Origin of the sequence: Actinomadura luzonensis, from assembly GCF_022664455.2 — a bacterium.
In the GTDB taxonomy this organism is placed as follows: Bacteria; Actinomycetota; Actinomycetes; order Streptosporangiales; family Streptosporangiaceae; genus Nonomuraea; species Nonomuraea luzonensis.
In genome coordinates, this window is the sequence record NZ_JAKRKC020000003.1 from 758,462 (window position 1) to 772,399 (window position 13,938).

Consider the following 13,938-nt stretch of genomic DNA (forward strand, 5'->3'; position numbering starts at 1 on the left):
CCCTGGGGGCGGGGGGCGGGTGGGGTCAGGACTCGCGCATCGGGATGCGGACGCCACGGGTGTCGGCGACCTCGGCCGCGCGTTCGTAGCCCGCGTCCACGTGCCGCATCACGCCCGTACCCGGGTCGTTGGTGAGGACGCGGCTGAGCTTCTCCCGCCCCAGCGCCGTCCCGTCGGCCACGGTGACCTGCCCGGAGTGGATGGAGCGGCCGATGCCGACGCCGCCGCCGTGGTGGATGGACACCCAGGCGGCCCCGGAGGCGGTGTTGAGGAGGGCGTTCAACAGCGGCCAGTCGGCGATGGCGTCCGAGCCGTCGGCCATCGCCTCGGTCTCCCGGTACGGCGAGGCCACCGACCCGCTGTCCAGGTGGTCGCGCCCGATGACGACCGGCGCCCGCAGCTCGCCCGAGGCCACCATGTCGTTGAAGCGCTCGCCGGCGACGTTGCGCTCGCCGTAGCCGAGCCAGCAGATGCGCGCGGGCAGCCCTTGGAAGTGCACCTTCTCCCCGGCCTTCCTGATCCACCTGGCGAGCGGCTCGTTGTCGGGGAACAGCTCCAGGACGGCCCGGTCGGTGGCGGCGATGTCGGCCGCGTCGCCGCTCAGCGCCGCCCACCGGAACGGGCCCTTGCCCTCGCAGAACAGCGGCCTGATGTAGGCGGGCACGAACCCGGGGAAGTCGAAGGCCCGCTCGTAGCCGGCCAGCCGCGCCTCGCCCCTGATCGAGTTGCCGTAGTCGAAGACCTCGGCGCCCGCGTCCTTGAAGCCCACCATCGCGGCCACGTGCCGGGCCATGGACGCCCGCGCCCGCTCGGTGAAGGCGGCCGGGTCCTTGTCGCGTTCGGCGGCCATGTCCTCGAAGGCGACGCCGACCGGCAGGTACATGAGGGGGTCGTGCGCGGAGGTCTGGTCGGTGACGACGTCGATCTCGGCGCCGCGGCTCAGCAGCTCGGGCACGACGACGGCGGCGTTGCCGACCAGGCCGATCGACAGCGGCCGGCGCGCGTCACGCGCCTCGTACGCCAGCCGCAGCGCCTCCTCGAGCGTGGCGGCCTCGACGTCGAGGTAGCGGTGCTCGATGCGGCGGGCGACCGAGCGCGGGTCGCAGTCGACGCAGACGGCCACGCCGCCGTTCATGGTGACGGCGAGCGGCTGCGCGCCGCCCATGCCGCCGAGGCCGGCGGTGAGCGTGATCGTGCCGGCCAGGGAGCCGCCGAAGCGCTTGGCGGCGACCGCGGCGAACGTCTCGTAGGTGCCCTGGAGGATGCCCTGGGTGCCGATGTAGATCCACGACCCGGCGGTCATCTGCCCGTACATGGTGAGCCCGGCCGCCTCCAGCCGCCGGAACTCCTCCCAGTTGGCCCAGTCGGGGACGAGGTTGGAGTTGGCGATGAGCACCCGGGGCGCCCATTCGTGGGTGCGGAAGACCCCGACGGGCCGGCCGGACTGCACCAGCAGGGTCTCGTCGCCCTCCAGGGTGGTGAGGGTCCGGACCAGGGCGTCGTAGGAGGCCCAGTCGCGGGCGGCCCGCCCCGAGCCGCCGTAGACGACGAGCTGCTCGGGGTGCTCGGCGACCTCGGGGTCGAGGTTGTTCTGGAGCATGCGGAGCGCGGCCTCCTGCGGCCATCCCTTGGCGGTGATCGTCGTGCCTCGCGGCGCGCGGACGCTGCGGCTCATCGTGCCCCTCCTGAATGAGGACATTCATCTTCGTCACCCGCAGACTACAACGCGCCGGACGGGCTCAGCCGACGAGGAACTGGGTGGCCGCCAGCTCCCGGTAGAGCTCGTCCTCCCCCACCAGCTCGGCGTGCGTGCCGACGGCCCGTACGCGGCCCGCCTCCATCACCACGATCCGGTCCGCGCCGGTGACCGTGGAGAGCCGGTGCGCGATGACCAGCACGGTGGTCTCGCGCGCGACCTCGGCGATGACCTCGCGCAGCCGCAGCTCGTTGACCGCGTCGAGCTGGGAGGTGGCCTCGTCGAGCAGCAGCAGCCGGGGCCTGCGCAGCAGCGCGCGGGCGATGGCGACGCGCTGGCGCTCGCCGCCGGACAGCAGCACGCCGCGGTGCCCGACCGCCGTCTCCAGCCCGTCGGGCAGCCGGGAGACCAGGTCGTCCAGGCGGGTGCGGACGATCGCGCGCTCCAGCTCCTCGTCGGTGACGTCGCGGGCGGCGAACAGCAGGTTCTCGCGCAGGGTGCCGGCGAGCACGGGGGCGTCCTGCTCGACGTAGCCGAGCGCGGCCCGCAGCTCGCCGAGCGGCCAGTCGCGGATGTCCCGCCCGCCCACGGTGATCACGCCGTCCTGGTGCTCGTAGAACCGCTCGACCAGGCCGAACACCGTGGACTTGCCGGCTCCGGACGGCCCGACCAGCGCGGTCAGCCCGCCCGGCGGCACCTCGAAGCTGACCCCGTCGTGGACGAGCGGCCGGTCCTCCCCGTAGCGGAAGACGACGTCCCGGAAGGTGACCCCGACCGGCTCCCCCACCACGGCGGTGGAGGCGGTCGCGGGCTCGGCCGGCAGCTCCTCGATCTCCTTGATCCGCCCGAGCGCGGCCAGGCCCTGCTGGAGCTGCACACCGCCCTGCACGAGCTGCCCGATCGGCGAGACCAGGTAGAACAGGTACAGCAGGAACGCGATCAGCGACGAGACCTCCAGCGCCCCTGAGGAGACCCGGGCCCCGCCGACGCCGAGCACGGCGAGGAAGGCGATCTGCACCGCCATGAACGTCGCCACCCCGGCCAGCGAGGTCCAGCCGGCGACCTGCAGCCCCCGGTCGCGGGCCCGCGCCGCGGCCTCGCCGACCACGGCGATCTCCCGCTCCTCCGCGCCGCTCGCCTTGACCGTCCGGTACGCCTGCAGCGCCCGGTCCAGCACGGACCCCATCTCGCCCACGGCCTCCTGGGCCTGCGCCTGGGCCCGCTGGATGCGCGGCATGATCAGCGCCACCATCCCGCCGACGACCACGATCACGCCGAGCGTGACCAGCAGCAGCACGGCGTCCATGGTGGCCATCATGACGATGGCCCCGACCAGCATGAACACCGCGCCGACCGACTCGACGATGCCGTTGGTGAGCACGGCGCGCAGCAGCGTCGTGTCGCCGGTCACCCGCGACAGCAGGTCGCCGGGCTTGAGCCGGTCCACGTCGGCGACCTTGAGGCGGAGCATCCGGTCCACGAGCCGGCGGCGGGCGCCGAGCACGATGCCCTCGCCGGTGCGCTCCATCAGGTAGCTGCCGCTCGCCGAGACCACCGCCCCGACCAGCACGGCGACGGTCAGCCCGAGCAGCGGCCCGGCCATGGACCCGCCCCGCCGACGCCGAGCACGGCGAGGAAGGCGATCTGCACCGCCATGAACGTCGCCACCCCGGCCAGCGAGGTCCAGCCGGCGACCTGCAGCCCCCGGTCGCGGGCCCGCGCCGCGGCCTCGCCGACCACGGCGATCTCCCGCTCCTCCGCGCCGCTCGCCTTGACCGTCCGGTACGCCTGCAGCGCCCGGTCCAGCACGGACCCCATCTCGCCCACGGCCTCCTGGGCCTGCGCCTGGGCCCGCTGGATGCGCGGCATGATCAGCGCCACCATCCCGCCGACGACCACGATCACGCCGAGCGTGACCAGCAGCAGCACGGCGTCCATGGTGGCCATCATGACGATGGCCCCGACCAGCATGAACACCGCGCCGACCGACTCGACGATGCCGTTGGTGAGCACGGCGCGCAGCAGCGTCGTGTCGCCGGTCACCCGCGACAGCAGGTCGCCGGGCTTGAGCCGGTCCACGTCGGCGACCTTGAGGCGGAGCATCCGGTCCACGAGCCGGCGGCGGGCGCCGAGCACGATGCCCTCGCCGGTGCGCTCCATCAGGTAGCTGCCGCTCGCCGAGACCACCGCCCCGACCAGCACGGCGACGGTCAGCCCGAGCAGCGGCCCGGCCATGGACCCGCCCCCGCCGAAGGCGTCCACGACGTACTTGGCCAGCAGCGGCATGGCCAGCCCCGCCGCCGAGCCGATCAACCCGAGGAGCCCGCCGAGGACCAGGATCCTCCGGTGCGGGCGGACGTACGCCAGCAGCTCCTTGACCACCGCATCCCCTTTCACGACTGTTCTCACTTCGCGCAACGAACGGAGCGGCGTGATCCGCACCGCCGGACAGGGTCAACCTAGATTGACGACCTGAGTATGTCAACTTTGGTTGACCTCTCCTCCTTGAGGAGGAGCCGACATCCACGGGCGCGCGGCGGACGAATAGGCCGTCGAGGAACCCGGCCGGAACCTCGCAGCAACCGAGAAGCACCGAACAGCACCTGCGAAAGGACCGAACATGGAGCTCCGGATCAACCGGCGCGCTCTGGTCGGACTCGGCCTCGCCGCAGCGGTCGCCGCGTCGTCGCTGGCCGCGCTCCGAACCGATACCGGCACCGCCTCCTCGCACCGGGAGGCTCCCAAGATCTCGGGCATGCCCCAGGTCGACAACACCGACGTCTACGCCTTCGTCAGCCCGGACAAGCCCGGGACGGTGACGCTGCTGGCGAACTGGATCCCGTTCGAGGAGCCCAACGGCGGCCCCAACTTCTACCCCTGGGACACCGGCGCCCGCTACAACATCAAGATCGACAACGACGGCGACGCCAAGACCGACGTCACCTACCAGTGGACGTTCCGCGACGAGGACCAGCGCGGCAACGACACCTTCCTCTACAACAAGGGGCCCGTCACCTCGCTGAACGACCCCGACCTGCTCTACCGGCAGCGCTACACCCTCAAGCGCATCACCCCGGACGGCAGCAAGACCCTGGTCGCGGACGGCATCGCCGCCCCCAGCAACGTCGGCCGCGCCTCGATGCCCGACTACGGCACCCTGCGCGCCCAGTCGATCACCAGCCTGCCCGGCGGCGGCAAGACGTTCGCCGGCCAGTCGGACGAGGCGTTCTTCCTCGACCTGCGCGTGTTCGACCTGCTCTACGGCGGCGACCTGTCGGAGGTCGGCCAGGACACCACCCGGGGCTACAACGTCAACACCATCGGCATCCAGGTGCCGCAGGAGGACGTGGCGCTCAAGGGCGACCCGAAGCGCAACCCGGTCATCGGCGTCTGCTCGACCACCGACAAGTTCAACGGCAGCAAGTACGTGCAGGTCTCCCGCCTGTGCAACCCGCTGGTGAACGAGGTCGTCGCGCCCGCCGGGCTCAAGGACGCCTACAACGCCCTCGACCCGTCCGGGGACGCCGACGTCGCCGCCCTGGTCAAGCGGGTCACCGATCCCGAGCTGGCCCGGCTCCTGCAGAGCATCTACGGCATCAAGGCGCCCGCCACCCCGCGGGCCGACCTGGTCGAGATCTTCCTGACCGGCATCGCCAAGCAGAACGGCCCCATCAAGGCCGATCTGAACTCGCAGGTGCTCAACCAGGACGCCGGCAAGCTGCGGCCGTCGGAGATGCTGCGGCTCAACATGTCGGTCCCGCCGGCGAAGGACCCGAACCGGCTCGGCGTGCTCGCCGGCGACCTCCAGGGCTTCCCGAACGGCCGCCGCCTCATCGACGACGTGGTGGACATCGAGCTGCAGGCTGTGGCCGGCGCCGCGCAGACCGGCAAGCTCGTGCCCGGCCTGACGGACAAGGTGGACAGGAACGACAAGCCGTCGCTGCAGTCGTTCCCGTACATCCCGCTGCCCAGCAACGTCGCCGTCAACCAGCGCTAGTCCTGGACCGGCCGGCGCCCTCTCCGACCCGGCCGGTCCCCCAGGGCGGCAGGCCCCTTCTCCCGTCGTCTGCCGCCGCGCGAGCCGGCCGGCCGTGCCTCCCCGTCCCGGCCGGCCGGCTCGCCTCTCTGTTCTCCGGCCCCTCCAGCTCACCCTCCGGAGCCTCACCGTCATGCGGACTCTCGTGTTCTTCGCCGGTCTCGCCCTCGTCGGCGCGATGATCTTCACGATCGCCTCCTTCTCCGCGGCCCCCGCCGCCACGCCGCCCGCGCCGGGCGCGCAGCCGCTCGAAACGCTCCAGCAGCGGCTCAAGCGCCTGCCCGGCGACTACCGGAGCTGGGCGGAGCTGGCCTCCCAGTACGTCGACCAGGCCCGCGTCACCGGCGATCCTGCGTACTACGTCAAGGCGCAGGGCGCCGCCGACACCGCCGCGAGGCTGCGGCCGGACGACGACGCCGTGCTCACCGCCCGCGCCTCGCTGGCCGCGGGCCGCCACGAGTTCGCGGCGGCGGCGAAGCTGGCCGGGCAGGCGCTCAGGGCCAACCCGTCCAGCGCGGCCGCGTACGGCGTGCTCGCCGACGCCCGGACGCAGCTCGGCGACCTGCGCGGGGCCGAGCACGCCGTGGAGAGGATGCTGGATCTGAAGCCGGGGGTGGCGGCGTTCGCGCGGGCCTCGTACGCGGCCGAGCTGCGCGGCGACCAGACCGCGGCCCGCCGCTACCTGGAGTACGCGCACCGGGACGCCTGGCTGCCCGCCGACCTCGCCTACACCCGCTACTACCTGGGCGAGCTGGCCCTGCACTCCGGCGACCTGGCGACGGCGCGGAGCTGGTACGCCCGCGCCCTGAGCGCCGACCCCGCCTTCACCCCGGCCCTCGCCGGCCAGGCCCGGGCCACCGCGCTCGGCGGCGACCTCGACCAGGCGCTCGGCCTCTACCAGCAGGTCGTGGCCCGCCTGCCGCTCCCGCAGTACCTCGTGGAGCAGGGCGAGACCCAGCTCAAGGCCGGGCGGCGGCCGGACTGGACGCTGCTGGAGGCGCAGCGGCGGCTGTTCGCGGCGGCGGGCGTGCGCGACGACCTGACGTGGGCGGAGTTCGAGGCCGACCACGGCGACCCGGCGCGGGCCGTGCGGCACGCCAAGGCCGAGTACGCCCGCAACCCGAGCCTGGTGGCCGCCGACGCCCTCGCGTGGGCGCTGTTCAAGGCGGGTGAGCCGACCGAGGCGCTGCCGTACGCGGAGCGGGCGACCGCCACCGGCTGGCGCAACCCGCTGCTCCGCTACCACCGGGCCCGGATCGAGCAGGCCCTCGGCCGGCCCGCGCGGGTGGACCCCGCCTTCGACCCGTCCCTGCCGGCCCTGGCGAGGTTCTCATGAGAGCGCTCCGGTTCGGCCTGTTGCCGCTGGTGGCGGGCCTGCTGATGGCCGCGCTGCCGGCCCGGCCGGCCGCTGCGCACCCGCTGGGCAACTTCACCGTCAACCACTACGACGGCCTCGTGGTCACGCCCGCCGAGATCCGCAACCTCGCCGTCGTGGACCTGGCCGAGCTGCCGACGTTGCAGGCCGAGCCGGACGTGGACGCGGGCTACGCGGGCCGCCGCTGCGCCGCGCTCGCCGCCGCGCAGCGCCTCGTCGTGGCGGGGACGGCGGTGCCGTGGCGGGTGGCGTCGTCCGCGTTCGCGTACGAGCCGGGCGCGGGCGGGCTGCGGACCAGCCGGCTGACCTGCCGCCTCGTGGCCGCCGTCCGCGCCGCGGGCACGGTGGAGTTCGCCGACGCCTTCGAGCGGGACCGCATCGGCTGGCGGGAGATCAGCGCGGCGGGCGACGGGGTGCGGCTGACCGGCTCCACGGTGCCGGCCGCGAGCGTGAGCGGCGAGCTGCGCGCCTACCCGCGTGACCTGCTGTCCGACCCGCTCGACCAGCGCACGGCCCGGTTCACGGCGTCCGGCGCGGGCCTCGCCGGGCCGGCCGCCGGCGCGCGGGGTGGGGCCGGAGGCGGAGCCGTGCCCGGCGGCGTCGGCGTCGGCGGGCCCGTCGGGGACGCGCTGGCGGCCCTGGACCGGACGTTCACCGGCCTCGTCGGCTCCGAGGCGCTGACGGTGCCGCTCGGGCTGCTGGCCGTCGGGCTGGCGGTGGTGCTGGGGGCCGGGCACGCGCTGATCCCCGGGCACGGCAAGACGATCATGGCGGCGTACCTGGCGGGGCGGCGCGGCCGGCCGCGCGACGCGGTCGTGGTGGGGGCCACGGTGACGGCCACGCACACCGTGGGGGTGCTGGTGGTGGGGCTGGCGCTGAGCGCGTTCACGGCGCTGGCCGGGGAGGCGGTGCTGAGCTGGCTGGGGGTGGCGAGCGGGGTGCTGATCGCCGTGATCGGCCTCCGCCTCCTCCTGACCGCCCGCCGCCACCCCACCGCCCATGCTCATGGGCACGGGCACGGGCACGGGCACGGGCATGGGCATGGGCATGGGCACGGGCACGGGCATGGGCACGGGCACGGTCATGGGCATGGCGGGAGTGATCGGCGGGCGGGGCTGGTGGGGCTCGGGGTCGCGGGCGGTCTGGTGCCCAGCCCGTCGGCGCTGATCGTGCTGCTCGGCGCGATCGCGCTCGGCCGCACCTGGTTCGGGGTGGCGCTGGTGACGGCGTACGGGGTGGGCATGGCCGCCACCCTCACCGTCACCGGCCTCCTGCTGGTCAAGCTGGTGGACCGGCTGGAGCGCCGGGCCGCCGCCGGTCGCCGGCTGGCCGCCCGGCTGTCCGGCCTGGCCCCGCTGGGCACGGCGGCGATGGTGGTGCTGCTGGGCGCGGGCCTCGCCCTCCGCTCGGCCGCCGCGCTCTAGCGCCCGCCCCGGCCGCCCCTTATAGTCATGCCCGTGACTACTCATGGGCATGACTGACGATGGCCCTGCGCCACGCCGTCCTCGCCGCCCTCCTCGACGGCGAGCACAGCGGCTACCAGCTCACCAAGATCTTCGACGTCGGCGTCGCCAACTTCTGGTACGCCTCCCCGCAGCAGCTCTACGCCGAGCTGGCCCGGCTGGAGGCCGACGGCCTGGTGGCCGGCCGTGAGGTGGTCCAGCGCGGTCGCCCGACCAAGCGCCTGTTCACCGTCACCGACGCGGGCCTCGCCGAGCTGGCCGCCTTCGCCGCCGCCCCGCCCAAGCCGCTGCTGCTCCGCGACGACCTGGTGGTCCGGGTGCACGCCGTGGACGCCCTCGACCCGGCCCCCGTCATCGCCCAGCTCCACGAGCGGGCCGCGGCGGCCGCCGCCAAGCTGGAGCTGTTCGAGCGGACGCTGGCGCACTTCCGCGGCGACCGGGACGAGCAGACGTACCTGCGCGAGGGCGAGCGCGTCGGGCCGTACCTGTCGTGCCTGGCCGGCTGCCGGCTGGAGCGGGAGATCCGCGACTGGTGCCTGAGCACCGCCCGCACGCTGGCCGAGCGCGCCGCCCGCAGCCGGAGGGAGAGCTCCTGATGTACACCCGCTACGTGGCGCTCGGCGACAGCCAGACCGAGGGCCTCGGCGACGGCGACGACGTGCGCGGCCACCGCGGCTGGGCCGACCGCCTCGCCGAGCGCCTGGCCGCCGCCTCCCCCGGCCTGCTGTACGCCAACCTCGCCGTCCGGGGCCGGACCGCCGAGCGGATCCGCGACGAGCAGCTGCCGGCCGCCCTGGAGCTGCGTCCCGACCTGGCGACGGTCATGGCCGGCATGAACGACGTGATCCGCCCCGGCTTCGACGCCGGCCGGGTGGCGGGGGCGCTGGAGGACATGTACGCCGCGCTGACCGCCGCCGGAGCGCGGGTCGTCGGCGTGACATTTCCTGACATCGGGCGGATCATGCCGCTGGCCCGCCCGCTCCTGCCGCGCGTGCTCGCCCTGAACGCCCTCATCAGGGACGCCGCCGCCCGCCACAGGGTCACGCTGGTGGACGCGTTCCCACTGGAGTTCGCGGCCGACGCCCGCATGTGGGGCCCCGACCGCCTGCACGCCACCCCGGAGGGCCACGCCCGCATCGCCGACGCCGTCGCGCACGCCCTGGACCTGCCGGGCACCGGCACCGCCTGGATGGACCCGTTCCCGCCCCTGGCGGGCGTGCCGAGGTGGCGGGCCGCGGCGGCGGAGGCCAGGTGGCTGGGGACGTTCGCGGGGCCGTGGCTGCTGCGCCGCCTCCGCGGCCGCTCCTCGGGCGACGGCCGCACCGCCAAGCGGCCCACGCTCACGCCGGTCGCTCAGTCGGGCTCGGGCACGTCGTCGGCGTCGTAGTCCACGTCGCCGTCGTCGGCCCGGCGCAGCTTGATGTCCTCCACCCAGCCCTGGACGAAGCGCCGGATCTCCCTGACGCGCTCCTCCGCGAGCCCGTAGGCCTCGAACGCCTCGTCGTCCATGAGCTCGACGTATTCGAGCCGCATGAGCAGCTCGTGGACCGAGAAGGAGTCGTGGTGCACCGCGGCGAGCTGTTCGAGCGCGCGGTAGGGGTAGAGGTGCGCCACGGCGGCGATGTCGATGAGGTCGCGGGCCAGGCTGCGCTCGTGCACGGCCCGCATCTTGAGCCCGACCGCGTCGTCGAGCCCGAGCACGTCGATCGTGCCGCAGGTGATCGGGCGCTGCTGCAGCGCCTCGCGCAGCAGGTCGAACTCGCAGGTCTCGCCGGTCACGGGATCCTCGACGAGCATGCGGCCCATGCGCGGCGTGACCTCGATGATCTCCGCCTTCAGCCCGGCCTCCTGGAACGCTCCAGCCAAGCCGTCGGCCACGTCGGGCAGCGGCACCTCCATGGCGGTGGCGAAGTCGAGGTCCCTGCTGGGCCGGTCGGTGAAGCCGTGCGCCTTGATGGCGTAGCCGCCGGCGAGCACCAGGCCGTAGCGCCCGCACACGGGTAACACGGCCTGGAGCAGCCGCTCCTGGAAGGGCGGGAAGCGCATCAGGCGACCCGCTCGCGCCGGAGCGGAAGCTTGTTCTCCCAGGCGTGCCGGTAGGCGGGCCCGAGCCCTCTTCTCAGCAGCGGCCAGTCGGCCATGAGAAGGTCGGCGTTCAGATAGGTCTCGTAGTCCACCCGCCGCCCGGTGGTGATGACGATGCGGTACATCTCCATCCGGATCTTGAACTGCGACAGGTCGAACTCGGTGAGCCCGGACCAGGCCAGCCAGGGCGGCAGGGCGACGACGCCCTCGGCCGGGCCGCGCAGGTCGGCCAGGGAGTCGGGGACCTTGTCCGCGAGCCCCTCGTGGAGCGGAGGCAGTGCCATGTCTCAAGTATGCCGACGCCCGCGCCGGGTGGAAGGCAGATCGTGCCGCCCCGACAGGAACTCCTGGAAGGCGATCTTGGCCCGGATCACCGGCCGCCGCCACCGCTCCTCGCGCCGCAGCGCCCGCGCCATCTTGCGCGGCGAGCGCCGGGCGAAGAACCAGTGCGCCCACGGCGACCCGGGCCGGGCCAGCCGCAGCGCGCCCACCAGCAGCATCGGCGGCATGAACAGCCCGGCCATGCCGGTCCAGATCTTGCCCTTGAGCAGGGTGATCACGGCGAGCACCAGGTTGGCCGTGATGAGCGCGGCCGGGTTGACGAACGGCGTCGCGTACTCCCAGGTGAGCGGCCGCAGGCCGATGAGCAGCAGGCCGGTGACGGCGACCGCGATGAAGACCGCGTCCACCGACGTGCGCCCCTCCTCCTCCCAGTACACGTCGTGCAGGTGCAGGATCAGCGCGAACTCGTCCAGGACTAACGCGCTGCCCACCCCGAACACGCAGGCGGCGACCGCGTGCCCGGCCTGCCCGCCGGGCGGCACGATGAGCCCGGTGACGCCGCCGACGAGCATCAGCACCACGCCGAACACGACGTGGTGGATGTGCATCTCGCCCACGCTGACGTTGCGGAACCAGCCGACCTTCGCCCTGATCAGCCGCACGTTGATGCGGGTGGCGATGAACGCCACGATGAGCGTGACGAAGAAGCAGAACAGCGGCAGCCGTCCCGTGGCGATGATGGTGTGCTGAAACCAATCCCCCATGACCCTAAAGCGATGGTACGAGGTGATCGCCCTTTCAGCGTAGGAACGCCCGCAGCAGCGCGGCGGTTCCCTCCAGATGTTCGGTCATCGCGCGGCGGGCCGCGTCCGGGTCGCCGGCCAGGATGGCGTCCACGATGGCGCGGTGCTGGACCGCGGCGTGGTCGAGGTTGGCCTGGAGCATCGGGATCGCGTTGAGCAGGTCGCCGACCCGGGCGCGGGCGTCGGCGACGGCCGTGGCGAGCAGGCCGGAGCCGGTCAGCTCGGCGATCGACAGGTGGAAGGCGGTGTCGAGGCGGCGGTAGTCGTCCAGGGACGCCTCGTCGAGCGCGGCCAGGCGACGCAGCAGCAGCGCCCGCTGCTCCTCGGCCAGCTCGCCGGCCTGCGCGGCGCCCGCGAGCACCTGGGCGGCGCCGCACTCGACGGCCAGGCGGAAGGTCAGGGCGTCGGCGAGGTCGTCGTGGCCCATCTCGGCGACGGCCTGGCGCAGGTCGCGGGCGTCGGGGGCGGGCGGCTCGTAGGTGACGAACGCGCCGCCGTACCGGCCGCGCCGCACGTCGAGGTAGCCGGCGTCGGACAGGGCGCGGATCGCCTCGCGCAGCGTGACCCGGCTGATGCCGAGCCGCACCGCGAGCTCGCGCTCAGGGGGCAGCTTGCCGCCCGGCGGCACCACGCCGAGCTTGATGGCCTGGAGCAGCCGTTCCACGGTCTCCTCGAAGGCGTTGCCGGCCCGCACCGGGCGCAGCACCGTCATCAGTCGCGCCGACTCGTCCAACATGTCCCCGGGTCTTGACAGGCGATCCCATCATGCACATCAATGGTCTGAGACTAGCCCAATCAACGGGAAAGCGCCTCAGGCCAGATCGGAGCGACCCGGACGTGAGTGATGGCTTCCTGAGCGTCGGCGAGCTGCGCGACGAGGTGACGGCCGGCCGCATCGACACGGTGCTCCTCGCGATCGCCGACATGCAGGGCCGGCTCCAGGGCAAACGCCTCTCGGCGCGCTACTTCCTGGACGAGGTGCTGCACCACGGCTCCGAGGGCTGCAACTACCTGCTGGCCGTGGACGTCGACATGAACACGGTCTCCGGGTACGCGATGTCGTCCTGGGACCGCGGCTACGGCGACTTCGTCATGAAGCCGGACCTGTCCACGCTGCGCCGGGTGCCCTGGCAGGACGGCACCGCGATGCTGATGGCCGACCTGGCCTGGGAGGACGGCGGCGACGTCACCGCCTCGCCCCGCCAGATCCTGCGCCGCCAGCTCGCCCGCCTGGCCGAGCGCGGTCTGGCCGCCTACGTCGGCACCGAGCTGGAGTTCGTCGTCTACGAGGACGCCTACGAGGACGCCTGGCGGCGCGGCTACCGCGACCTGACCCCGGCCAACCTCTACAACGTCGACTACTCCCTCCTCGGCACCGCCCGCGTCGAGCCGCTGCTGCGCCGCATCAGGCGCGGCATGGAGGGCGCCGGCATGTACGTCGAGTCCGCCAAGGGCGAGTGCAACCTGGGCCAGCACGAGATCGCCTTCCGCTACGACGAGGCGCTGAAGAGCTGCGACAACCACGCGATCTACAAGAACGGCGCCAAGGAGATCGCCGCCCAGGAGGGCCGCTCGATCACCTTCATGGCCAAGCCGAACCAGCGCGAGGGCAACTCCTGCCACATCCACATCAGCCTGCGCTCGCACGAGGGCGAGCCGGTGATGGCCGGTGACGGCCCGCACGGCCTGTCGGAGCTGGGCGGCCGGTTCATCGCGGGCCAGCTCGCCGCCCTGCGTGAGCTGACCCTGCTGCTCGCCCCCAACATCAACTCCTACAAGCGCTACGTCCCCGGCAGCTTCGCCCCGACCGCAGTCAAGTGGGGCCGCGACAACCGCACGTGCGCGCTGCGCCTGGTCGGCCACCGGCACTCGCTGCGCGTCGAGAACCGGGTGCCGGGCGGCGACGTCAACCCGTACCTGGCGGTGGCGGCGCTGGTCGCGGCCGGGCTGCACGGCATCGACGCCGGGCTGCCGCTGGAGGAGGCGTACGAGGGCAACGCCTACGACTCCGGCGCCGACACCGTGCCGCACACGCTGCGCGACGCGCTGGCCCTGTTCGAGGGGTCGAAGCTGGCGCGCGAGGCGTTCGGCGAGGACGTGGTCGAGCACTACGCCAACAACGCCCGGGTGGAGCTGGCCGCGTTCGACGCGGCGGTGACCGACTGGGAGCTGTTCCGCGGCTTCGAACGGATGTGAGC

General features: G+C 73.5%; 13 protein-coding genes. 6 read left to right on the forward strand and 7 right to left on the reverse strand.

The features are described from left to right. Nucleotides 1-25 precede the first annotated feature (25 nt). The 3 genes from hutU to MF672_RS48545 form a co-directional block, all read right to left on the reverse strand. Nucleotides 26-1,675: a urocanate hydratase gene (hutU, locus tag MF672_RS48535; protein WP_242373243.1), complete on the reverse strand. Its 1,650-nt coding sequence runs from the start codon at nt 1,673-1,675 to the stop codon at nt 26-28. Between the two features lie 64 nt (nt 1,676-1,739). Then, on the reverse strand, nt 1,740-3,299 hold the full coding sequence (locus tag MF672_RS48540; protein WP_247815804.1) for an ABC transporter ATP-binding protein: 1,560 nt from the start codon (nt 3,297-3,299) through the stop codon (nt 1,740-1,742). Next, nucleotides 3,275-4,093 (reverse strand): ABC transporter ATP-binding protein, encoded by an 819-nt coding sequence (locus tag MF672_RS48545; RefSeq protein WP_247815805.1) that lies wholly within the window; start codon nt 4,091-4,093, stop codon nt 3,275-3,277. The genes MF672_RS48540 and MF672_RS48545 overlap by 25 nt, the downstream gene beginning before the upstream one ends. A gap of 223 nt (nt 4,094-4,316) precedes the next feature. On the opposite strand from MF672_RS48545, the gene MF672_RS48550 reads away from it, so the two are divergent. The 5 genes from MF672_RS48550 (at nt 4,317) to MF672_RS48575 (ending at nt 9,957) form a co-directional block, all read left to right on the forward strand. Further along, nucleotides 4,317-5,693, forward strand: a complete 1,377-nt coding sequence (locus tag MF672_RS48550; protein ID WP_242373242.1) for a DUF4331 domain-containing protein — start codon at nt 4,317-4,319, stop codon at nt 5,691-5,693. Between the two features lie 172 nt (nt 5,694-5,865). Further along, nucleotides 5,866-7,068, forward strand: a complete 1,203-nt coding sequence (locus MF672_RS51725) for a tetratricopeptide repeat protein (RefSeq protein ID WP_302893428.1) — start codon at nt 5,866-5,868, stop codon at nt 7,066-7,068. Continuing rightward, nucleotides 7,065-8,531: a nickel/cobalt transporter gene (locus MF672_RS48565; protein WP_242373241.1), complete on the forward strand. Its 1,467-nt coding sequence runs from the start codon at nt 7,065-7,067 to the stop codon at nt 8,529-8,531. The genes MF672_RS51725 and MF672_RS48565 overlap by 4 nt, the downstream gene beginning before the upstream one ends. Nucleotides 8,532-8,590: 59 nt before the next feature. After that, nucleotides 8,591-9,166, forward strand: a complete 576-nt coding sequence (locus tag MF672_RS48570) for a PadR family transcriptional regulator (protein WP_242373240.1) — start codon at nt 8,591-8,593, stop codon at nt 9,164-9,166. Next, complete coding sequence (locus MF672_RS48575; protein ID WP_242373239.1) at nt 9,166-9,957, forward strand: SGNH/GDSL hydrolase family protein; 792 nt, start codon at nt 9,166-9,168, stop codon at nt 9,955-9,957. Before MF672_RS48570 ends, MF672_RS48575 begins: the two co-directional genes overlap by 1 nt. Here MF672_RS48575 and MF672_RS48580 read toward each other — a convergent pair. Genes MF672_RS48580 through MF672_RS48595 form a run of 4 tightly spaced genes read right to left on the reverse strand, consistent with a single transcriptional unit; the run spans nt 9,924 to nt 12,476 of the window. Beyond that, entirely contained in the window at nt 9,924-10,616 is a 693-nt protein-coding gene (locus MF672_RS48580) for a nucleotidyl transferase AbiEii/AbiGii toxin family protein (RefSeq protein WP_242373238.1), read from the reverse strand. The genes MF672_RS48575 and MF672_RS48580 overlap by 34 nt on opposite strands. After that, nucleotides 10,616-10,939, reverse strand: coding sequence for a hypothetical protein (locus MF672_RS48585; RefSeq protein ID WP_242373237.1), 324 nt, complete (start codon nt 10,937-10,939; stop codon nt 10,616-10,618). Before MF672_RS48585 ends, MF672_RS48580 begins: the two co-directional genes overlap by 1 nt. A 3-nt stretch (nt 10,940-10,942) precedes the next feature. Then, nucleotides 10,943-11,701: a hypothetical protein gene (locus MF672_RS48590; RefSeq protein ID WP_242373236.1), complete on the reverse strand. Its 759-nt coding sequence runs from the start codon at nt 11,699-11,701 to the stop codon at nt 10,943-10,945. 34 nt (nt 11,702-11,735) lie between these two features. Beyond that, nucleotides 11,736-12,476: a FadR/GntR family transcriptional regulator gene (locus tag MF672_RS48595; RefSeq protein WP_242373235.1), complete on the reverse strand. Its 741-nt coding sequence runs from the start codon at nt 12,474-12,476 to the stop codon at nt 11,736-11,738. A 101-nt stretch (nt 12,477-12,577) separates the two neighbouring features. Here MF672_RS48595 and MF672_RS48600 point away from each other — a divergent pair, with 101 nt between their 5' ends. Further along, complete coding sequence (locus MF672_RS48600) at nt 12,578-13,936, forward strand: glutamine synthetase family protein (RefSeq protein ID WP_242373234.1); 1,359 nt, start codon at nt 12,578-12,580, stop codon at nt 13,934-13,936. The last annotated feature ends 2 nt before the right edge of the window (nt 13,937-13,938 follow it).